The sequence below is a fragment of the Streptomyces sp. DSM 118878 genome (assembly GCF_052936595.1).
Window position 1 is genome coordinate 563686 of the sequence record NZ_CP193622.1, and the last position, 18967, is coordinate 582652.

At 72.7% G+C, this 18967-nt stretch carries 18 protein-coding genes; 8 read left to right on the forward strand and 10 right to left on the reverse strand.

The genetic code is table 11. From position 1 onward, the window contains the following. Positions 1 to 49 precede the first annotated feature (49 nt). Positions 50 to 916: an alpha/beta fold hydrolase gene (locus tag ACRAKF_RS02400; protein ID WP_447041762.1), complete on the reverse strand. Its 867-nt coding sequence runs from the start codon at positions 914 to 916 to the stop codon at positions 50 to 52. 241 nt (positions 917 to 1157) lie between these two features. On the opposite strand from ACRAKF_RS02400, the gene ACRAKF_RS02405 reads away from it, so the two are divergent. Then, positions 1158 to 3167: a BTAD domain-containing putative transcriptional regulator gene (locus ACRAKF_RS02405; protein ID WP_447035034.1), complete on the forward strand. Its 2010-nt coding sequence runs from the start codon at positions 1158 to 1160 to the stop codon at positions 3165 to 3167. Positions 3168 to 3170: 3 nt separating this feature from the next. Here ACRAKF_RS02405 and ACRAKF_RS02410 read toward each other — a convergent pair whose 3' ends face one another. Next, positions 3171 to 3818, reverse strand: coding sequence for a TOPRIM nucleotidyl transferase/hydrolase domain-containing protein (locus ACRAKF_RS02410; protein ID WP_447035035.1), 648 nt, complete (start codon positions 3816 to 3818; stop codon positions 3171 to 3173). A gap of 109 nt (positions 3819 to 3927) precedes the next feature. Between ACRAKF_RS02410 and ACRAKF_RS02415 the strand changes: the two genes are divergently transcribed. The 3 genes from ACRAKF_RS02415 to ACRAKF_RS02425 all read left to right on the forward strand — a co-directional run bounded on the left by ACRAKF_RS02415 (position 3928) and on the right by ACRAKF_RS02425 (position 7582). After that, positions 3928 to 4557, forward strand: coding sequence for an alpha-ketoglutarate-dependent dioxygenase AlkB (locus tag ACRAKF_RS02415; protein ID WP_447035036.1), 630 nt, complete (start codon positions 3928 to 3930; stop codon positions 4555 to 4557). Positions 4558 to 4690: 133 nt separating this feature from the next. Next, positions 4691 to 5416 (forward strand): ANTAR domain-containing protein, encoded by a 726-nt coding sequence (locus ACRAKF_RS02420; protein WP_447035037.1) that lies wholly within the window; start codon positions 4691 to 4693, stop codon positions 5414 to 5416. Positions 5417 to 5470: 54 nt separating this feature from the next. Then, the gene (locus ACRAKF_RS02425) at positions 5471 to 7582 is read left to right on the forward strand and encodes a SpoIIE family protein phosphatase (RefSeq protein WP_447035039.1); all 2112 of its coding nucleotides are present in this window, start codon (positions 5471 to 5473) and stop codon (positions 7580 to 7582) included. 16 nt (positions 7583 to 7598) lie between these two features. Here the strand turns inward: ACRAKF_RS02425 and ACRAKF_RS02430 are convergent, their stop codons facing one another. Further along, the gene (locus tag ACRAKF_RS02430) at positions 7599 to 8099 is read right to left on the reverse strand and encodes a MarR family winged helix-turn-helix transcriptional regulator (RefSeq protein ID WP_447035040.1); all 501 of its coding nucleotides are present in this window, start codon (positions 8097 to 8099) and stop codon (positions 7599 to 7601) included. Between the two features lie 92 nt (positions 8100 to 8191). Here ACRAKF_RS02430 and ACRAKF_RS02435 point away from each other — a divergent pair, with 92 nt between their 5' ends. Further along, complete coding sequence (locus ACRAKF_RS02435; RefSeq protein ID WP_447035041.1) at positions 8192 to 8614, forward strand: Rid family hydrolase; 423 nt, start codon at positions 8192 to 8194, stop codon at positions 8612 to 8614. 137 nt (positions 8615 to 8751) lie between these two features. Here ACRAKF_RS02435 and ACRAKF_RS02440 read toward each other — a convergent pair whose 3' ends face one another. After that, positions 8752 to 9204, reverse strand: coding sequence for a MarR family winged helix-turn-helix transcriptional regulator (locus ACRAKF_RS02440; RefSeq protein ID WP_447035042.1), 453 nt, complete (start codon positions 9202 to 9204; stop codon positions 8752 to 8754). A 187-nt stretch (positions 9205 to 9391) separates the two neighbouring features. On the opposite strand from ACRAKF_RS02440, the gene ACRAKF_RS02445 reads away from it, so the two are divergent. Further along, positions 9392 to 10849 (forward strand): MFS transporter, encoded by a 1458-nt coding sequence (locus ACRAKF_RS02445; protein WP_447035043.1) that lies wholly within the window; start codon positions 9392 to 9394, stop codon positions 10847 to 10849. 45 nt (positions 10850 to 10894) lie between these two features. On the opposite strand, the gene ACRAKF_RS02450 is transcribed toward ACRAKF_RS02445, so the two are convergent. From ACRAKF_RS02450 to ACRAKF_RS02460, 3 genes are all read right to left on the reverse strand, one after another. Next, positions 10895 to 11290, reverse strand: coding sequence for a VOC family protein (locus tag ACRAKF_RS02450; RefSeq protein ID WP_447035044.1), 396 nt, complete (start codon positions 11288 to 11290; stop codon positions 10895 to 10897). Positions 11291 to 11359: 69 nt separating this feature from the next. Then, positions 11360 to 11908: a DUF1360 domain-containing protein gene (locus ACRAKF_RS02455; protein WP_447035045.1), complete on the reverse strand. Its 549-nt coding sequence runs from the start codon at positions 11906 to 11908 to the stop codon at positions 11360 to 11362. Between the two features lie 102 nt (positions 11909 to 12010). Continuing rightward, positions 12011 to 13423, reverse strand: a complete 1413-nt coding sequence (locus ACRAKF_RS02460) for an aminopeptidase P family protein (RefSeq protein ID WP_447035047.1) — start codon at positions 13421 to 13423, stop codon at positions 12011 to 12013. A gap of 197 nt (positions 13424 to 13620) precedes the next feature. Here ACRAKF_RS02460 and ACRAKF_RS02465 point away from each other — a divergent pair, with 197 nt between their 5' ends. Continuing rightward, positions 13621 to 14604 carry a LuxR family transcriptional regulator gene (locus tag ACRAKF_RS02465; protein WP_447035048.1) on the forward strand — a complete coding sequence of 328 codons (984 nt, stop codon included), beginning with the start codon at positions 13621 to 13623 and terminating at the stop codon, positions 14602 to 14604. Positions 14605 to 14696: 92 nt separating this feature from the next. Here ACRAKF_RS02465 and ACRAKF_RS02470 read toward each other — a convergent pair whose 3' ends face one another. The 3 genes from ACRAKF_RS02470 to ACRAKF_RS02480 form a co-directional block, all read right to left on the reverse strand. After that, positions 14697 to 14951 (reverse strand): DUF6332 family protein, encoded by a 255-nt coding sequence (locus ACRAKF_RS02470; protein WP_447035050.1) that lies wholly within the window; start codon positions 14949 to 14951, stop codon positions 14697 to 14699. A gap of 60 nt (positions 14952 to 15011) precedes the next feature. After that, on the reverse strand, positions 15012 to 15839 hold the full coding sequence (locus ACRAKF_RS02475; protein ID WP_447035051.1) for a restriction endonuclease: 828 nt from the start codon (positions 15837 to 15839) through the stop codon (positions 15012 to 15014). A gap of 85 nt (positions 15840 to 15924) precedes the next feature. Next, positions 15925 to 17271, reverse strand: a complete 1347-nt coding sequence (locus ACRAKF_RS02480) for an MFS transporter (RefSeq protein WP_447035053.1) — start codon at positions 17269 to 17271, stop codon at positions 15925 to 15927. Positions 17272 to 17543: 272 nt separating this feature from the next. Here ACRAKF_RS02480 and ACRAKF_RS02485 point away from each other — a divergent pair, with 272 nt between their 5' ends. Next, the gene (locus tag ACRAKF_RS02485) at positions 17544 to 18944 is read left to right on the forward strand and encodes a DEAD/DEAH box helicase (RefSeq protein ID WP_447035054.1); all 1401 of its coding nucleotides are present in this window, start codon (positions 17544 to 17546) and stop codon (positions 18942 to 18944) included. Positions 18945 to 18967: the final 23 nt, after the last annotated feature.

Below are 18967 nucleotides of genomic sequence, written 5' to 3' on the forward strand. Positions count from 1 at the left end.
GGGCATCACTGTCAACCATGTGCCCATGCTAAAAGCCCGACTCAGGAACTCAGGAACTCAGCAGACGGCGTATCACCGCCGTGATCTCGCCGGGGGCTTCCTCGGCCATGAAGTGGCCCGCCTCCGTCAGGTGGTGGTCGAGTCGGGGCGCCCAGGCCCGCCACACCTCCGCGGCGTCGTAGCCGAGCCGCGCGCCCCAGTCCTGCTGGACGACCGCGACGGGCATGGCGAACTGCGAGCCCGCGTCGGCGTCCGCCTGGTCCTGTACGACGTCCACGCCCGCCGAGGCACGGTAGTCCGCGACGATCGAGTCCACCGCCGCCGCGCTCGCCCGCAGGTACTCGGCGCGCACCGGCTCCGGGATCGCGCCGGGGTCCTTGGCCCAGGTGTCGAGGAACGAGCCGAAGAACGTGTCGGCGCTGTTGGCGATCATCGTCTCCGGCAGGCCGGGCGGCTGCGCCATGAGGAACAGGTGGAAGCCGACCGCCGCGGACACGCCTCGCAGTACGTCCCACATGTCCAGGGTCGGTACGACGTCGAGGATGCCGAGGTGAGTGATGGTCTCCGGGTGGTCGAGGCCGGCCCGGAAGGCGACGAGGGCGCCTCGGTCGTGGCCCACCAGGGCGAACTGGTCATGGCCTAGCTCCGCCATCAGGGCCACGATGTCGGCGGCCATGGTCCGCTTCGAGTAGACGTCGCCGTCCGTGGCCGGCGGCTTGTCGCTCGCGCCGTAACCGCGCAGGTCGGGGCAGATCACCAGGTGGTCCGTGGCCAGCCGCGGGGCGACGTGGCGCCACATGAGGTGGGTCTGGGGGAAGCCGTGCAGCAGCACGAGCGGGGTACCGCTGCCGCCGACCGCGGCGGACAGCTCCACGCCGCCCACCCCGGGCAGACGTACGTACTCAAACTCCGGGATGACGGGTGCGTGGGTGGGGGTGGGTGCATGTGTGGGGGTGGGTGCATGTGTGGGGGCGGGCACATGGGTGTGGGTGGGTGCATGAGTGTGGGTGGGTGCTGGTTTCACAGCAGGTCCTCTCGTTCTGTCGCGTCGTCGCCCGGCGCCTTCGTCCGGCTGACCCGGTCAAGGTGCACCAGGCCGATCAGCAACCGATGAGCACGGTTCGGCGGGGCCGGGTCCGTGCCCCGAGGATGGAGGCATGCGGATTGACGTACTCGGTGCCGTACAGGCGTGGCATGACGACGGCAGCGCGATCGACCTGGGCGGGCCCCGGCACCGCGAGGTGCTCGCGCGCCTGGTCGCCGCCGAGGGGCGGCTGGTCACCGCCGACACGCTCGTCGCCGACCTGTGGGCCGAGCCGGGGGCCGGTTCCCTGGGCGCCCTGCGCACGTTCGTCGCCGCGCTGCGCCGTGCCGTCGAGCCCGGCAGGGCGCCCCGTACCCCGCCGCGGCTGCTCGTCACGCAGGGACCTGGTTACGCGCTGCGGCTTTCGCGCGAGGCGGTGGACGTCCATCGCTTCGAGGACGCCCTGGCCGCTGCCGGCCGGCCCCCACACCCCGTCGACGCCCTCGGTGACGCGCTCGCCTCGTGGCACGGGCCCGCCTACGCCGACTTTCCCGACGCCCCGTGGGCCCAGCGGGAACGGACCCGCCTTGAGGAGCTGCGGCTGCGGGCCGTGGAGCTGCGGGCGGGTGTCCTCCTCGACTCCGGGGCGGGTGCCGACCTCGTGGCGGCGCTCGGTGAGCACGTCGCCGAACATCCGTGGCGTGAGCCGGCCTGGGGTCTGCTGGCGCGTGCCCTCTACCGCGACGGGCGCAGGGCGGACGCGCTGGCCACCCTGCGCCGTGCCCGCACCATGCTCGTGGAACGGCTGGGCCTTGACCCCGGCACCGAGCTCCGGCGCCTGGAGACCGCCATGCTCAACGGATCGGCGTCCGTCGAAGCGCCGCCGCGCCCCTGGCCCGGCACCGACGCCCGGCTCGGCCCGCGCACCACCGTGGCCCTGGCCCGCACCCTCGCGCTGGCCGGCGGCGACGCCCTGGTCTCCTCGCGCCGCGACCGCCTCACCGCCATCCGGGCGGCGGAACGCACGGGTGACGTCGCGCTGACCGCGCGGGTGATCGGCGCGTACGACGTACCGGCGATCTGGAGCCGGTCCGATGACCCGGAGCAGTCCCGATCGGTGGTGGTGGCAGCGGGACGCGCCCTCACCGCGCTCGGCCCCGACGGCCCGCCCGAGCTGCGGACCCGGCTCTTGGCGACCATCGCGGTGGAGAGCCGCAGCGGGGACGTGTCCGGTACGGGGCAGCGGGCCGCCGGTCCATCGGCGGGCGAAGGCACGGCCCTCGGCACCGCCGACCCGGGAGCCGGGCCCCCGGCCACCGCTGCCGCGGCGGCGCACGAGGCCGAAGCGCTGGCCCGGGGCCTCGGTGACCCCGCCCTGCTGGCCTTCGCGCTCAACGGTGTCTTCCTCCAGTCCTTCGCCCGGCCGGGTCTCGCCTCCCGGCGCGACGCCATCGGCGCCGAGCTCGTCACGCTGGCCGCCCGGCACGAGTTGCCGGCCTTCGGCATCCTGGGGCGGCTCGTGCGCCTTCAGTCCGCGTCCGCCCTCGGCAGGCTCGAAGCCGGTGCCGCGCACGCCGTCGCCGCGGAGGAGCTGGCCGCCGCGCACGAGTCACCGCTCGTCACCGTTCTCACCGCGTGGTTCAGGGCCCGGGTGCTCGCCGCCCGCAGTGCCGAACCCGGTGGCCCCTCCCCCGCCGAGGCCGCCGCGGCCTACCGCGCAGCCGATGACGCCCTCGCCGGAGCGGGCATGCCCGGCCTCCACCGCGGGCTGCTTCCACTGGCCCTGCTCGGGCTTCGGCTGCTCCACGACCGGCCCGCGCCCACCGGCCCCGGCCTCGACTGGGGCCCGCACCTGCCTTGGGCGCAGCCCCTCGTCCTGCTCGCCCGGGACGACGTGGCCGGTGCCCGCGCCGCCCTCGCCGCCCAGCCCGAGCCACCCCGTGGTCACCTGCAAGAGGCCCTGTGGTGCCTCACGGCCCGTGCCGCCGCGCGCCTCGGCGAGCGCGGGGCCGCCGCGCGCGCCGCTGCCGCCCTGCGCCCGGCCGGTGCCGAGGAGGCGGGTGGCGCGAGCGGCATGCTCACCCTGGGTCCTGTGCGGCGCTACCTCCGCGAGGCCGAGGCCGAGGCCGTCACCGGCCGATAGGCCTCAGACGTGCGCGAGGAGACGGTCCAGGGGGCGTGGCACGCGGTCGAGGTCGAGGTGTTCCACGAAAGCGCGCGCGTACAGCGCCTTGCGGCCGCTTCTGGTGCCCATGAACCGCTGGAGTTGCCGCGGGAGGCCGCGGTTGCGCTGCGCGGGCTGCTTCTGGAAGGTGCGGAAGGACCGCAGGTCGCCCTGTTCGCCGAGGATGTCGACGACGGCTTCCGCGCGAAGGCTGCGGATCAGCTCGTCCTCCAGGTCCGCCTCACACACGTAGAAGCCGAGTGTCTCCAGGTCGGAGCGGGTGCGCTGCGGGCCCGCCCCCATCCGTTCGAGGACGCGCCGGAAGTAGTGTGCCTCCCCCGCGTCGCACAGGCCCGCCACCGGGACGTCGAGCCCCGCGGGCCCGCACAGGGCCAGGAATCTGCCGATGCTCATCGCACCGCCCAGGGGGAGTATCGAAACGCCCTCCGCGTCCAGCCTGCGTCCGCGGCGTTCCGCCAGCGCCTCCAGGGCCACGAGGTCGCTCTCGCCCTCCACGAGGACGACCTTGCGCACACCGGCGTCGACGGCCCACGCCCGAGCCCTGTCGGCGGCGGATTCGCCGTCTTCCCCGCCGGCCGCCCACGCCACGGCAGCCCTTCGAAAACTCATCGTCGCCTTCACTCCCCCAATATCCTCCACGCCCCCAATATCGCAGTGCCGCCGGCCACCCGGCATGCGAATTAGCTCATACGTTCGATTGCGCGTTACGCTGGGTCGCATGGCAACGCACCAGCTCCAGGGTTCACTCTTCGATCAGAGCGACGACGTGCACCTGCGCCCGCTGAGCGAGGCCCGCAGGACGGTACTCGGCGACGGGGCGTGGATCGACCTACTGCCGGGCTGGCTCAGCGGCGCCCACGTGCTGTTCGAACGACTGACCGTGGACGTCCCGTGGAAGGCCGAGCGCCGGCAGATGTACGAGCGGGTCGTGGAGGTGCCGCGGCTGCTGGCCTTCTACGGCGACGGCGAAACACTGCCGCACCCCGTCCTCGACAAGGCACGGCAGGCGCTCACCGACCACTACGCCGAAGAGCTCGGGGAGGCCTTCACCACGGCGGGCCTGTGCCACTACCGCGACGGACGCGACAGCGTGGCCTGGCACGGCGACCGCATCGGCCGGGGCGCCCGCGAGAACACCATGGTCGCCATCCTCTCCGTGGGAGCACCGCGTGATCTGCTGCTCCGGCCCCGACGCGGGGGCGAGGGCATCCGCCGCCCGCTCGGCCACGGCGACCTGATCGTCATGGGCGGCTCCTGCCAGCGCACCTGGGAGCACGCCATCCCCAAGTCGACCCGGGCCACCGGGGGCCGCATCAGCATCCAGTTCCGACCGCACGGGGTGCGCTGACCGACGGCGACGGCACGGTGAGCCACGCGCAGAGGTTTCCGGTCACATTCCGTCCGGTCGCGGGCAACCGGTACGCGGGGCAATCTCCCCGGCTATCGTCGAGGTCGGTCAGGCTCGGCGGGAGGCCCGCACTGTGACCTTGCAGCAAGAGGAACTTGCCACGCTCTTCGCCGGGTTGGTGCGAGCGGCCAGCGGCGAGCCTCTGGACACGCGGGCGTTGTTGGCCATGTGCGCGGAGAGCGGCCGACGCGTGTACGGCGCGCAGGGCGCGATCGTGCAGTACGTACCGCTCGGCACCTCGGACGTATGGACCGAAGGGACCGGCAGCGCCCTGCGCACACTGGCGGCGGACGCCGCGGCGTGGAAGGAAGGGCCCGGATGTGACGTCCGTTCCTCCGGCTCCACTCTGATCGACGTGGACCTCACCACGCGTCCGGCACGCGTGCGCTGGCCGTCCTGGGCACCGCGCGCGCAGGCGCTCGGCTTCGGCCGGGTGACCGCGCTGCCCCTGGAGAGCTCGGACCTCCCGTTCGGCGCGCTGGTCCTGCTGGGCCCGCCGGGAGCAGCCGTGGACGCGAAGGCTCTCGCCGTCGTCCGTTCCCTGACGGAGACGGCGGCACACGCTCTCGCCCTCCAGCGGCAGGCGTACCAGAGCCGCGTCCTGGCCGACCAGTTGCAGCAGGCGCTGAACAGCCGGATCGTCATCGAACAGGCCAAGGGCATGCTCGCGGTCCGGCACGGCCTCAGCCTCGACGACGCCTTCGACCGGCTGCGCCGCCACGCCCGCGCCCACCGGCGCAAGGTGGCGGAGCTGGCGCACGAGATCACCGAGGGCCGCGACGACACCCAGCCCCTCTGAACGGTGCGGTATGCCTGACCTGCCCTTGCCGCGGCCCGGGCGTACTGTCGAGAGATGAGCGACCGTGCCGATCCGCTGGACGCGGAGCTGGCCGACGCGGTGCGCCGTACGGGCGCCTCCGCCGGAGGCGTCTACCTGCTGGACGAGGGCGCACCCGTCCTCGGCCTCGTGGTGCTGTCCGGGATGCCGGAGGAGGTGGCGTGGCCGTGGCGGCGGGTGCCGCTCACCGCGGCCGTCCCCGTGAGCGAGGCCGTGCGCGAGAACCGTCTGGTGTGGGTGGGGTCGCAGGACGACATGGTCCGCACCTATCCGTGCGCCGCCGCGAGCCTGCCGTACCGGTTCGCGCTCGCCGCGGCCCCCCTGCCGGGTGGTTCACGGTGTCTGGGCGCGCTGTTCCTGCTGTGGCCCGCGAGCCACCCCGTCGAGGCCACCCGCCGCGAGCGGGGACACATCAGCTCCGCCGCCCGGCGCGTCGCCCGGGTCATCGGGGACGCCCCCGCCCTGCCCCCGGTCCCCGAGCAGCCCCGCCACATCCCGGTCGCCGTGGCCACCCGCCCGCGCGGCGGCCAGCGGCTGCGGGCCGCCGGGGACTACATCGAGCGGCTGCCGGAAGCGGCCATCGGCCTCGACCTGGAGGGCCGGATCACCTTCGTGACCAAGGCCGCGGCGGCGCTGCTCGGGATGGACGCCGGCAGGCTGTTCGGCACCCGGCCCTGGCAGTCCCTGCCCTGGATGGACAACACGGTCGTGGAGGACCACTACCGCACCGCCGTCATCAGCCGCGACCCGGTCGCCTTCATCACCCTGCGGCCCCCGGACACCTGGCTGCGCTTCCAGCTCTATCCGGACGCCAGCGGCATCAGCGCCCGCATCACCCGTGCGGCGGCACCGGAGGGCGGTGCGCCCGAACCCGCCGGTACGCTCTCGGCGCGTGGCCTGGACGCACGGCCCGCACAGTCGGGACGGCTGTACCAGCTGGTCCACCTGGCCGCCGCGCTGACCGAGACGGTGGCCGTGCGCGATGTCGTCGAGCTGGTGGCCGACCAGATCCTGCCCGCCTTCGGCGCCGACGGCCTGGTGCTGTCCGCCGCCGACGCGGGACGGCTGAAGATCACCGGACACCACGGGTACGACGAGGCGACGATCGACCGGCTCGACGGTCTCCGCCTCGACACCGACATCACCCCCGCCGGCGAGGTGCTGGCCAGCGGAGTCCCCGCCTTCTTCACCAGCCCCGCCGAGCTGGCACGCCGCTACCCCAAGGCCCCGCGGCTCAGCGACAAGCAGGCCTGGGCCTTCCTGCCGCTGATCGTCTCGGGCCGGCCCGTCGGCTGCTGCATCCTCTCGTACGACCGGCCCCATGACTTCAGCCCGGACGAGCGCGCCGCGCTGACCTCGCTGGCCGGTCTCGTCGCCCAGGCCCTCGACCGTGCGCGTCTGTACGACACCACCCGCGATCTCGCGCACGGCCTCCAGCAGGCCCTGCTGCCGCGCAGCCTGCCCGCGGTGCCGGGTCTGGACGCGGCCGCCCGCTATCTGCCCGCCAGCCGCGGCATGGACATCGGCGGCGACTTCTACGACGTCATCCGCGTCGACGCCACCACCGCCGCGGCCGTGATCGGCGACGTCCAGGGGCACAACGTCTCCGCGGCGGCCCTCATGGGCCAGGTGCGCACCGCCATCCACGCCACCGTGGGCGCCTCGCCCGACCAGGTCCTCGCCCGCACCAACCGGGTCCTCTCGGAACTGGAGACGGACCTGCTGGTCTCCTGTCTCTACGCGCACATCGACCTCGTACGCCAGGAGGCCGTCCTGGCCAGCGCGGGCCATCCGCCGCCGCTCCTGCACCAGCCCGGCCGGCCGGCCCGCGTCATGGAATTCGAGCCCGGCCCCCTGCTCGGCGTCGAACCCGTCTCCCGCTACCCCGCCACCGTCCTGCCGCTGGTCCCGGGGACGACCCTCGCCCTGTACACCGACGGTCTGATCGAGATCCCCGGCACCGACCCCGACCAGACCTCACGGGGCCTCGCCAACTGCCTGGCGCAGTACAGCGGGCAGGATCTGGACCAGCTCATCGACGTCCTGCTGCGCCACGCCCGGCCCACCCCTCACTACACCGACGACATCGCCGTACTGCTGCTGCGCACCGCCCCACTGCTGGACTGACGCGTTGACGGCGGCGTCAGGGCAGGTCGCCCGGCCGCACCCGCAGTTTCGCCGCGATGCGGGCCAGCGCCTTCCGGTCGCCCGCGGTGAGCGGGGTGAGCACGAGGTCGCGCACCGCCCGCACATGGGTGGGCGCGGCCTCGACGACCACGTCGTAACCCTCGTCGGTGAGGGCGGCCAGGGTGTACCGCCCGTCGTCGGGGTCGGGTGACCGCTCGACCCAGCCGCGCCGCTCGAACCGCTTCACGACGTTCGACAGGCGCGAGAGGGAGCCGCTGGCGAGATAGGCCAGTTCGCTCATCCGCAGGCGGCGCCCGGGAGCCTCCGAGATGTGACTGAGGGTCAAGTACTCGAAGAGGGAGAGCCCGCTCTGCTGTTGCAGCGGCGCTTCCAGCTTGCCCGGCAGCAGCAGGACCAGCGAGACGAGCCCGGTCCACGCCTCTTTCTCGTCCGCGGTCAGCCACAGGGCTTCGTCGGTGGCGTCCTGTCCTGGGTTCGCGTCGGCGGATTTGGCCATGGGGTCACCCTATCGAACATCAAGGACTTCACGCTTGAAGTGAAATCGCGTAGGGTTCACTTCAAGCATGAAGTCCTAGCGCAGGGAGCGCCATGAGTCAGGCCCAGTTTTTCGTCACGCCCGGATACGGGGACACACTGCTCGCCCAACTGAACTACAGCCAGGCCGTCCGCGTCGGCGACCGCGTCGAGATCTCAGGACAGGGAGGGTGGGACGATGAAATCACCTTCCCCGAGTCCCTGGAGGAGGAGATCGTCCGAGCCTTCGACAACGTCGAGAAGACCCTCGCCATGGCCGGGGCGGGCTGGCACGACGTCATCGCCCTGGACTCGTACCACATCCCCAGTGCGGACGACTTCATCGGCGAACTGCCCACCCGCGTCATGGCGGAGCAGATGCGTCGGCGCATGGGTGAGCGCGCGCCGATCTGGACGCAGATCGGCGTTCCCGCGCTCGGGGCGGTGGGAATGCGGGTGGAGATCCGCGCGACAGCCATCGTCGGCCACGGGGGCTGACACTCTCAGGCCTGTCGTAGTCCGGCCGTGGTGGTCTTCCACCGCGGCCGGACGCCCGCGGCGGTCGGGACCGTGGCGGGACGTCCGCGGCGGTCGGGGCCGCGGTGGGACGTCCGCGGCGGTCGGGACCGTGACGGTCAGGAGCGCGGCCACTCCTGGCCGCTCAGCCGCTCCACGCTCGTGTTGAACCGCTGGAGGTAACGCGCGAAGGTCTCCACGTCGTCGGCCGACCAGTCCTCGAAGACCCGGTCCAACTCCGCGACGTGCGCCTCGCGCTCGACGTCCAGACGCTTCGCGCCCTCCTCCGTGAGCCGGAACTTGCGGGCCATCCCGCCCTCCGGATCGGGGATGCGTTCGAGCAGCCCGGCCCGCACCGCGCCCGCCGTCTGCCGGTTGAGCGTGGAGGCGTCGAGCATGAACGCCTCACTGAGCTGCCCGATCGTCATCGGCCCCTGCACCAGGATGCGGCTGAGCATGATGTACGTGCTGCGCTCCAGACGGCCCTGCTGCTGGCGCAGCTTCGCGCTGCTCAACTGATGCCGCCCGAGCACCATGTGCTCGAACTCGACCAGATGCGATGGCTTCTCCATGTACGTGCGTCCTCCTACGGCGACCGTATCGCAACACGTGACGGCGTACGCGCCCCCTCCCCGCGCCTTCCCGCACCTCGCCCGCGCCTTCCCGCCCGGCCGTGTGCTCAATACACACTGCGTGCTCCATGCACAGAGTATGTATAGTGCACATCGTTGCTCACGTGGAGAAATCGAGGAGTCCCTTATGGAAGCCCAGCAGTCGGGCGGCCGGACCGGCGGCGTGGTCGCCACCCTGGCGCTCGCCGGTACGGTCGCCGCGATCATGCAGACGCTGGTGACGCCGCTCATCGCCGAGCTGCCACAGATGCTGGACACGTCTCCCTCGAACGCCGCGTGGGTCATCACCGTGACCCTGCTCGTCGCGGGCGTCTGCGTGCCCGTCACCGGCCGCCTGGGTGACCTGGTCGGCAAGCGCCGCATGATGCTGGCCTGCGTCGTGCCGCTGATCATCGGCTCGGTGGTCTGCGCGCTCTCCTCCTCCGTCGTCCCGATGATCATCGGACGCGGTCTGCAGGGCATGGGCATGGGCATGGTGCCGCTCGGCATCGCGCTCCTGCGGGACGTCGTGCCCACCGAGAAGCTCAGCGGATCCATCGCGCTCGTCAGCGCCTCCATGGGCATCGGCGGCGCCATCGGTCTGCCGATCGCCGCCGCCGTCGCGCAGTACGCCGACTGGCGCGTGCTGTTCTGGGGCTCGGCCGTGCTCGCCCTGGCCATCGGCGTACTGATCTTCGCCGTCGTGCCGGACGTCCCGGCCGCCGCGAAGGGCCAGCGCTTCGACGCCCCCGGCGCGGTCGGGCTCGCCATCGGGCTCGTCTCGCTGCTGCTCGCCATCTCCAAGGGCGCCGACTGGGGCTGGGCCTCCGGCACCACGCTCGGCCTGTTCGCCCTGGCCGCCGTGGCGCTGGCCATCTGGGGCTGCTGGGAGATGCGCACCCGCGATCCGCTGATCGACCTGCGCACCACCGTCCGCCCGCGGGTGCTGTTCACCAACGCCGCGTCCGTCCTCATCGGCGTCGGCATGTACGCCTTCATGCTGATCGCGCCGCAGCTCCTCCAGTTCCCCGAGGCCACCGGCTACGGCCTCGGTCAGTCGATGCTGGCGGCCGGTCTGTGGATCGCACCCGGCGGCATCATGATGATGCTCATCTCGCCGCTGGGCGGAAAGCTGATCAACACGCGCGGCCCGAAGGTCGCACTCGTCTGCGGTGCCCTCGTCATCGCCGTCGGATACGGGGCCGCGCTGCCGCTCATGGGGACGGCCTGGGGCATCATGCTCGCCGGCATCGTGATCAACAGCGGTGTCGCCCTCGCCTACGGCGCCATGCCCGCGCTCATCATGAGCTCGGTGCCGATCTCGGAGACGGCGGCCGCCAACGGCTTCAACACCCTGATGCGCTCGCTCGGCACCACGATCGGCTCCGCCGTCATCGGTGTCGTCCTTGCCCAGATGACCATCGGCATGGGCGGCGTCACGATTCCCTCCGAGGACGGCTTCCGTACGGGTCTGCTCATCGGCTGCGGTGTCGCCCTCGCGTCCGCCGCCGTCGCCGCGCTCATCCCCGCGATGCGCAAGGCCGACGACGACGGGGCGGCGGACAAGGCGTCGGCTCCCGCCGACCCGGCGCCGACCCGGGCCTGACCGGCACCGACGGCTCGACGGCGCGCGGCGCGCCGTCTCCGTTCGTCACTGAGGCGGTCGGCCGCCGCTGGGCGCCTTGCCCAGATCGACGACGCAGAAGAGGTTGCCGTCCGGGTCGGCGAGGACCACGAAGTCGGGGTCGGGCGGGTAGAGGTCCCACTCCACGGCCTGTGCGCCGAGACCGATCAGCCGTCGGACCTCGGCCTGTTGCTCCTGTTCCGTGTCCGTGAAGAGGTCCAGGTGCAGGCGCGGACGCGCCTCGGCGGGCGACTCGCTGCGCATCAGCGCGAGGGCACGGCCGGACCCGTCGGCGTGGTCGAGCGTCCGCCAGGTCTCGCTCTCCCACTCGCGCGTGACCACCAGGTCAAGGGCCGCCGTCCAGAAGGCCACTGCCCGGGGGACATCCGTGACGCCGATGACGGGGATACCGAGTCTCAACATGCCGATGACCTTTCATTTTCGCCGGTCGTGGGTCTGCCTGAGCGGGAGGCGGCATGGGCGGCCTCCCGCTCAGTCGCCGTTCTTCTGTACGAGGCAGTCGTAGCCGAGTTGCATCGCGTCGGCTGCCGCGAGCGCGGTGAGGCCGCCCGTCACGGTCCGGGTGGCGCCCGGCCACAGCAGGCGGGCGCCCGTGATGGTGGTCGTCAGCCAGACGCTCATGCAGAACGGACACGTGACGAGTTCCCCCACGGTCGACCGCAGCGGGCCGCCGCGGGGGCTCTCACTGACCTCGGCCGGTCCCGTCGCCGACTCGTAGCGGGTGAAGGGCGCCCGGAGCGGGCTGGTGACCGAGCCCTTGCTGAGCAGCCGGCTCAGCCGGAACGTGGCGGCCGCCGTGCACACGATGTCCCACGGTTCGGGCCGCTCCGGGAACTTCGCCCTGCGCAGACCGACCGCCACACCCCACGCGGCCGTGTAGACGCCGAACGCGGCCACGGCGCCCGCGTGCCCGCCCAGGCCGCGCCGCTCACCCGAGGAGTAGGCCCTGCCCACGCGCCGGAGGGCGTCCTTCGCCCGCTGCCCGCGGATGCCCTCCTCGCGCTCTTCGCCGTGCTCCACAGTCGCCTCCGCTGGTCGGTGCCGGTGGTCCCGCCCCGTCATGGTCAACAGGTAACCGTTCGGCACCGGCGGAAACGCCCCGGCGGCAGGGCATCCGGGCGCTCAGCCCGCGAAGCGCGCCATCCACGCCTCGACGTCGTCCGCCGACCGCGGCAGGCCCGCCGACAGATTCTCGTGGCCGTCGGCGGTGACCAGCAGGTCGTCCTCGATGCGGACACCGATGCCGCGCCACTCCTGCGGCACGGTCAGGTCGTCCGGCTGGAAGTACAGACCGGGCTCGACGGTGAGCACCATGCCGGGCTCCAGGGAGGCGTCGACGTACTCCTCGTTCCGCGCCTGCGCGCAGTCGTGGACGTCGAGGCCGAGCATGTGCCCGGTGCCCGCCATGGTGAAGCGGCGTTGCAGACCGAGTTCGTACGCGCGGTCGGCCGGGCCCTCGATGAAGCCCCACTCCACCAGGCGGGACGCCAGATGGCGCTGGGACGCCTCGTGGAAGTCGCGGTAGGCCGCGCCCGGCTTCACGGCGGCCATACCGGCCTCCTGCGCCTCGTACACCGCCTCGTACACCTTGCGCTGTACGGGTGTGAACGTGCCGCTGATCGGCAGGGTGCGCGTGACGTCGGCGGTGTACAGCGAGTGCGTCTCCACGCCGGCGTCGAGCAGGAGCAGTTCGCCCGGACGCACCGGGCCGTCGTTCTCCGTCCAGTGCATGATCGTGGCGTGGTCGCCCGCCGCGCAGATCGAGCCGTATCCGACGGCGTTGCCCTCCAGCCGCGCGCGGCGGAAGAACGTGCCCTCGATCCACCGCTCGGACGTCGCGACCGCCCGGGAGAGGTCGCCGACGACGTCGGTGAAGCCGCGCACGGTGGAGTCCACGGCCTTGCGGAGCTCGCCGATCTCCCAGTCGTCCTTGACCAGACGCAGATCGCTGAGCGCCTCCGTGAGCTCGTCGTCCCGCTCCTCGTCGGAGGTGACCGCGGCCTCCAGGGCCGGGTCGACGCCGCGCACGATCCGCGTCGGTCCCTCGAAGCCGCCGGCCAGGTCGGCGGCTGCCGTGCGGACGTCGCGGCAGGGCAGGCCGAGCACGAGCTGCGCCTCGGTCAGCGAGCGGCGCCTGCCCATCCACAGCTCCGCCGTGGGGCCGGTCCAGAACTCGTCGTCGTCCCTGCTGTCCCGCGGGAGCTGGTAGCAGTAGGCGTCGTGGCCGCCGTCCGCGCGGGGCTGGAGGACGAGGGCGCCGTCACGGGCCTGGTCGCCGGTCATGTGCACGTAGCCGGAGTAGGCCCGGAACGGATAGGTGTCGTCGTTCGAGCGGACCTTGAGGTTGCCGGAGGGGATGACCAGGCGCTCGCCCGGGAAGCGGGCGGAGAGCGCGGCGCGACGCCGGGCGGCGTACGGGGCCTGCTCGGCGGGGGCGAGGTCGTGCCGTTCGGTGTCCGCCCAGCCGGTCCGCATCAGGGCGGACAGCTCCTCGGATATGCCGGGGTAGAGCCCGTTCTTGCGGCCTTTCGCCATGGCGTACGCCTTTCTCTGGGGTCTTCGTGCTCTGAGGTCTTCGTGAAGTCTCTGAAGATCGTCGTGAGGGTCTTCGCGATGCGGCCTGGGGCGACCGTGCTCGGAACGTACTCCGCCCCGCGGACGCCCGGGGCCGAAGAGTGCCACTGGCACGGATCGGCCACGGGCGTCGGTCGGGGGCCGTCGATAATGCCGCCATGACGAACGTGAAACTCGGCGAGGCCCTGCGGCTGCTCGGGCTCGATCCCGCGGCGGCCCGGGTCTATGTCGCGCTGCTCGAACTGGCTCCGGCCCCGCTGAGCACGGTCGGCGCCGCGGCCGGGCTCGACGGCGCGGAGCTGCACGATGCCTACGAGGGGCTGGTCGACGCCGGTCTGGTCGGCAGCGCCGAGCGGGGCGGGGACGCGGTGGCCCCGGTGCCGCCCGCCGCCGGTCTGGAAGTCCTTGCCCGGCACCGGGCGGCCGAGGTCGAGGAGTCGCGCATCGCGGTCGGCGGCGCGTTCGAGTCGTTCCGGCGGCAGCGGTTCGCCGCCCACAGCGACAACCTCGTCGAGACCGTCACCGGCGACGCCGTCGGCCCCAGGCTCCGCCAGGCCTGGGCCAGCGCCCGCGAACAGATCCGGCAGTTCGAGTCGCCGCCCTACTTTCCCCTGCCCGGCGCCACGGACGACGCGCTCGCCACGCTCGCCCGGGGGGTGACACAGCGGGTCGTGTACTCGCGGGAGTCGCTCGAACATCCGGGCCACCTGGCCGATGTCATCGAGCCGTGCGTCAACGCGGGCGAGCAGGCCAGGGTGCTGCCGTCGGTGCCGGTCAAACTCGTCATCATCGACGAGGCGTACGCGTTCGTCTCCCTGTCGATCAAGGAGACCGACGTGCACAACACCATGCTGGTCGTCCAGCCGTGCGGTCTGCTCTCGGCGCTCATAGCCCTGTTCGAACAGTCCTGGAACAACGCCCTGCCGTTCCACGGCCGCACCGCGGCTCCTGGTGGGCTGCCGCCGGCCGACCGCCGTCTGCTGTGGCTCCTGGCCGGGGGCGCCACCGACGAGGTCATCGCCCGGGAGCTGGGTGTCAGCCGCCGCACTCTCTTCCGGCGCCTACAGGTCCTGATGGCCCGACTCGGCGCGGCGAACCGCTTCCAGATGGCGTTGCAGGCGCAGCGCTGCGGGTGGTTGTGAGCGGCGCGGGGTTCGGGCTCGGGCGCTCTGGAAGGGCTCGGGTGCTCCGGAGGGGCTCGGGTGTTCTGGAGGCGCGTTTGCCGTCCCCGGGGTCAACGGCCCTCGCGCCGCCAGGCGTCGAAGCTGAGCACGACCCATACCAGGCGCCAGATCCCAGCAGCCACCCCCAGCGCGGCGCCCGTCGTCAGCACCGCCTTGCCCGCCGGTTCCGAGGTACCGAGGAACAGGGCAGGGATGAGCGAGAGGCCGAACACCGCCGCTGCCAGCAGGGCAGCCGTCACCAGAGCGAAGACGATCTCCACCGTCATCGCGTCCTTCTCCCACCGCGACTCCCGCCCCGCATCCATGGGTTCAGTCTCACACGCCGACGCGGAGGAGGGTAAGACGCGACCTCGGCATACGCGGGGTCAGTCGCACACGTCGGCTTCGACGACCGCCCGGTCCCACGGGCTCGGCCCGGTGCCGTCGTGCCAGGCCTCCAGCTCGACCCCGTTGACGCACACGATGCCGCACTGCTCCGCGTACTCAAGTGCGGGAACGGTGAAGTCGCTCGTCGTGACGAGGACCGCGACATCGGCCTCGTGGACGGTGAAGCACGTGCCGCCGAAGCGCTGCAGATCCTGTGAGCCGACCTTGTGGGTGTCGCCGTAGCGCTTGCACTGGATGACGACCCGCCGCCCGTCGGGAGTGGCCGCCATGATGTCCGCCCCCAAGTCGCCCGCGCCGCCGACGACTTCGACGTCCAGGCACGCGTCGCGGACGCAGAGCTCGGCTATGGCGTCCTCGAAGCCGTCGGCATCGAGGTCGGTGTAGTCGTCCGGGCGGTCGGCGACGACGGTTGTCTCCGGGGCCATGGGTGCGTCCTCCGCACGCACCTCGCTCGGCGGCGCGGCGGTCCGCGGGTCCGGCGGCACCCGCTCGTCCGGCGTCAGGTCGTCGATGCTGTCGGAGGCCCGTTCGGCCGCCTCCTCCAGCACCTCGGCGGCCCGGCGCGCACATCTCGCGGCGGAGAAGCGGCGCCACCTCGACCGTCCCGACCGCGCGGCCGCGACGGCCACCAGGAGGAGCGAGAGTGCCCACAGCGGGCGGCTCTCGACGACGCGCGCCGCGGCGCGGGCCAGGAACACCATGGCGCACAGGATGACCGCGAGCAGTACGAAGAACAGGGTGGTCACACGGAGGTCGAAGCGCCGCTTGGGGTTCGCGCGTCGAACCGGGCGCGTGGGTGCGGTCATTACCACTCTCTCTTCCGATGATCACCGAAGATCACTCGCACCCCGAGTGCCCAAGATCAACGCCGCCAAAAGAGCTGAGCGTCCGTCAGCGGGCCCTCGAAGCCACGCGCGTCGCGGGGCGGGCCGCCCCTCGTCGTGACGCGGTGAGTGCCGTCAGGGCCGCCAGGGCGAGGAGAGCGGCGGTGATGGCGTAGGCGTGGGAGGTGGCCCCCAGCCCGTAGTGCTGGGTGGCGGCGCCCGCGGCGATGGCGGGCAGGCTCATGGAGAGGTAGCTGAGGATGTAGTAGGCGGCCAGTGTCGCGGCGCGGTCCCGCTCGTCGAGCGAGGCGAGGAGCATCCGCAGCGCCCCCTGGGAAACGGCGCCGAAGGCGATGCCGGCCAGCACCGCGCCGCCGTAGACGGCGGGCAGCCCGGCGCCGTGCAGACCGCTCAGGGTCAGGGCCGCGGCGGGCAGGACGGCCAGGCAGCCGCCGATCGCCGTGGCGCGGGGCGGCCTGCGCCGCAGCGCCCATACGGTGAGCGCTGCGGTGGCGCTGAGGGTGAAGAAGACCATGCCGCGGGCCGCTTGCGGGGCGTCGGGGGCGACCAGGCGTACGAGGGCCGGGCCGAGGGAGGAGTAGAAGCCGCCCAGCGCCCAGACGGTGCCGACAGCGGCGCCCGCGGCCAGCAGGGCGCGGCGGGCCGGCGGCGGGACGCTGACCCGCGGGCGCAGCGACCGCAGCGCTCCCGCGTGGCGGTGGGCCGTCTCCGTGGTGAAGGTGGCCGCGATCGCCTGGGCGAGGAACAACACCGCCAGCAGTACGTAGACGGTGACGGTGGGGGCGGGGGCGAACCGGACGAGCAGGGTGGAGACGAGCACGCCGATGGCCATGCCGGCGACCGGGGTGACGCTGTTGGCCAGGGCGGACCGGCCCGGGCGCCGGGGGCTTTCCAGGTCGAGGAGTGCCGCGCCCGCGGCGCTGGTGGCCGCGCCGGTGGCCGCTCCTTGCAGGACCCGGGCGATGGTCAGGGAGCCCACGCCGTCCGCCGAGGCCAGGAGGACCATGGAGACGGCCGCCATGAGCAGGGCGCCCGCCAGGACGGGGCGTCGCCCCAGGTGATCGGAGAGCGCTCCGGTGGTGAGCAGGGCCAGCAACATCGCCAGGGCGTACGCGCTGAAGACCACGGTGACGGAGAGCGCGGAGAGGCCCCACTGGTCCTGGTAGAGCGGGTAGAGCGGGGTCGGAGCGCTGGATGCGGCCAGGAGGGCCGCGAGTATCGACACGTCGAGAGCGAACGTAGCCGTGCGGCTCTTCGCACGGGGGCGGGTGCGGGGGCGGGTACGGGTGGCCTGGCGAGGGGCGACGTGCGGGGGCGGGCCGGAGACCGTGGGTGCGCTGGAGCGCATGGGTGCGCTGGATGCCGCTTGTACGTCGGAGATGACGCCGGGCATGGGACTCCTTCCGTAAACGCAATATCTTTGCTTTAGCCTGACCGTAGACCCTGCGGGCAATCTAAAGCAAACCGTTAGCTTTTACTGTGGAGAGCGACGCGCGGCGACGTACGGCAACGTGCTGCCCTGCTCAGGGCGGAGGCGGGCCGCTGCCCCTTGTGTTAGCGTCAACCGTTTGCACGGGTGTGGCGGCCGGCGATTCGGGCCGCGCGGGCCCGTCGTCCGTCTACCGGGCCTTCCTCGGTACGTATCGCCTGCGGAAGGCTCCCTGCATGAACAGTCCGGACCGCTCCGACAGCCCCTCGGCGACGCCGCCGGCCGATTCCTTCGCCGATCTCGGGCTGCCGCCCGCCGTGCTGCGCACGCTGGGCGAACAGGGCGTCGAGACGCCGTTCCCGATCCAGGCGGCCACGCTGCCCAACGCCCTCGCGGGCCGCGACGTGCTGGGGCGCGGACGCACCGGTTCCGGCAAGACCCTCGCCTTCGGGCTGGCCCTGCTCGTACGGACGGCCGGGCGGCGCGCGGAGGCCAAGCAACCGCTCGCCCTGGTCCTGGTGCCCACGCGGGAGCTGGCCCAGCAGGTCACCGAGGCGCTCACGCCGTACGCCGGGGCGCTGGGCCTGCGGATGGCCACGGTCGTCGGGGGCATGTCGATCGGCCGGCAGGTCGCCGCGCTGCGCGACGGCGCCGAGGTCGTCGTCGCCACGCCGGGCCGGCTGCACGACCTCATCGAGCGCAAGGCCTGCCGGCTGGGACGCGTACGGATCACGGTCCTCGACGAGGCCGACCAGATGTGCGACATGGGTTTCCTGCCGCAGGTCACGGAGGCGCTCGACCAGGTGCGTCCGGAGGGGCAGCGGATGCTGTTCTCGGCGACCCTGGACCGCGACGTCGACGACCTGGTCTCGCGTTACCTGAAGGACCCCGTCGTGCACTCGGTCGACCCGGCCGCGGGCGCGGTGACGACGATGGAGCACCATGTGCTGGTCGTCCACGGGCCCGACCGGTACGCCGTCACCACGGAGATCGCCGCGCGCGACGGCCGCGTCCTGCTCTTCCTGGACACCAGGCACGCGGTCGACCAGCTCACCCGGCATCTGCGCGCCAGCGGGGTGCATGCCGCCGCCCTGCACAGCGGCAAGTCACAGCCGCAGCGCACGAAGACCCTCGGGCAGTTCAAGAACGGTCACATCACCGTGCTGGTGGCGACGAACGTCGCCGCCCGTGGCCTGCACGTCGACGACCTCGATCTGGTCGTCAACGTCGATCCGCCCACCGACCCCAAGGACTACCTGCACCGCGCCGGCCGCACCGCCCGCGCCGGCGAGTCCGGCATCGTCGTCACGCTGGTCCTTTCGGGGCAGCGCCGCGAGATGAGCCGCATCATGGCCGAGGCCGGCATCGAGGCGACGGTCACCAAGGTGCGGTCGGGCGAGCAGGAGCTGAGCCGGATCACCGGGGCCAAGGCGCCCTCCGGCGCTCCGCTCGACGGGCCCTCCGCGCCCCGGGCCAAGAACACCAACGCCCCCTTCCGCGGCCTGGGCACCAGCAAGGACGCCTCCCGCGCCACGGGCAACGGCGGCGGCACCGGCGGCGGCAAGTCCCGCAAGTCCGGGGAGGCCCGCAAGCTCGCCGAGGCCCGCAGGGCGGCCCGCGTCCGCCGCGGCGGCTGAGGAACCCGCCCGTACGGGCCCCG

Bases quoted from the DNA above. Each gene is read 5' to 3' on its own strand.
- ACRAKF_RS02405 (WP_447035034.1), top strand. From the start codon at position 1,158: ATGCGGATTGACGTACTCGGTGCCGTACAGGCGTGGCATGACGACGGC.
- ACRAKF_RS02410 (WP_447035035.1), bottom strand. From the start codon at position 3,818: ATGAGTTTTCGAAGGGCTGCCGTGGCGTGGGCGGCCGGCGGGGAAGAC.
- ACRAKF_RS02415 (WP_447035036.1), top strand. From the start codon at position 3,928: ATGGCAACGCACCAGCTCCAGGGTTCACTCTTCGATCAGAGCGACGAC.
- ACRAKF_RS02425 (WP_447035039.1), top strand. From the start codon at position 5,471: ATGAGCGACCGTGCCGATCCGCTGGACGCGGAGCTGGCCGACGCGGTG.
- ACRAKF_RS02430 (WP_447035040.1), bottom strand. From the start codon at position 8,099: ATGGCCAAATCCGCCGACGCGAACCCAGGACAGGACGCCACCGACGAA.
- ACRAKF_RS02435 (WP_447035041.1), top strand. From the start codon at position 8,192: ATGAGTCAGGCCCAGTTTTTCGTCACGCCCGGATACGGGGACACACTG.
- ACRAKF_RS02440 (WP_447035042.1), bottom strand. From the start codon at position 9,204: ATGGAGAAGCCATCGCATCTGGTCGAGTTCGAGCACATGGTGCTCGGG.
- ACRAKF_RS02445 (WP_447035043.1), top strand. From the start codon at position 9,392: ATGGAAGCCCAGCAGTCGGGCGGCCGGACCGGCGGCGTGGTCGCCACC.
- ACRAKF_RS02450 (WP_447035044.1), bottom strand. From the start codon at position 11,290: ATGTTGAGACTCGGTATCCCCGTCATCGGCGTCACGGATGTCCCCCGG.
- ACRAKF_RS02460 (WP_447035047.1), bottom strand. From the start codon at position 13,423: ATGGCGAAAGGCCGCAAGAACGGGCTCTACCCCGGCATATCCGAGGAG.
- ACRAKF_RS02465 (WP_447035048.1), top strand. From the start codon at position 13,621: ATGACGAACGTGAAACTCGGCGAGGCCCTGCGGCTGCTCGGGCTCGAT.
- ACRAKF_RS02470 (WP_447035050.1), bottom strand. From the start codon at position 14,951: ATGGATGCGGGGCGGGAGTCGCGGTGGGAGAAGGACGCGATGACGGTG.
- ACRAKF_RS02475 (WP_447035051.1), bottom strand. From the start codon at position 15,839: ATGACCGCACCCACGCGCCCGGTTCGACGCGCGAACCCCAAGCGGCGC.
- ACRAKF_RS02480 (WP_447035053.1), bottom strand. From the start codon at position 17,271: ATGCCCGGCGTCATCTCCGACGTACAAGCGGCATCCAGCGCACCCATG.
- ACRAKF_RS02485 (WP_447035054.1), top strand. From the start codon at position 17,544: ATGAACAGTCCGGACCGCTCCGACAGCCCCTCGGCGACGCCGCCGGCC.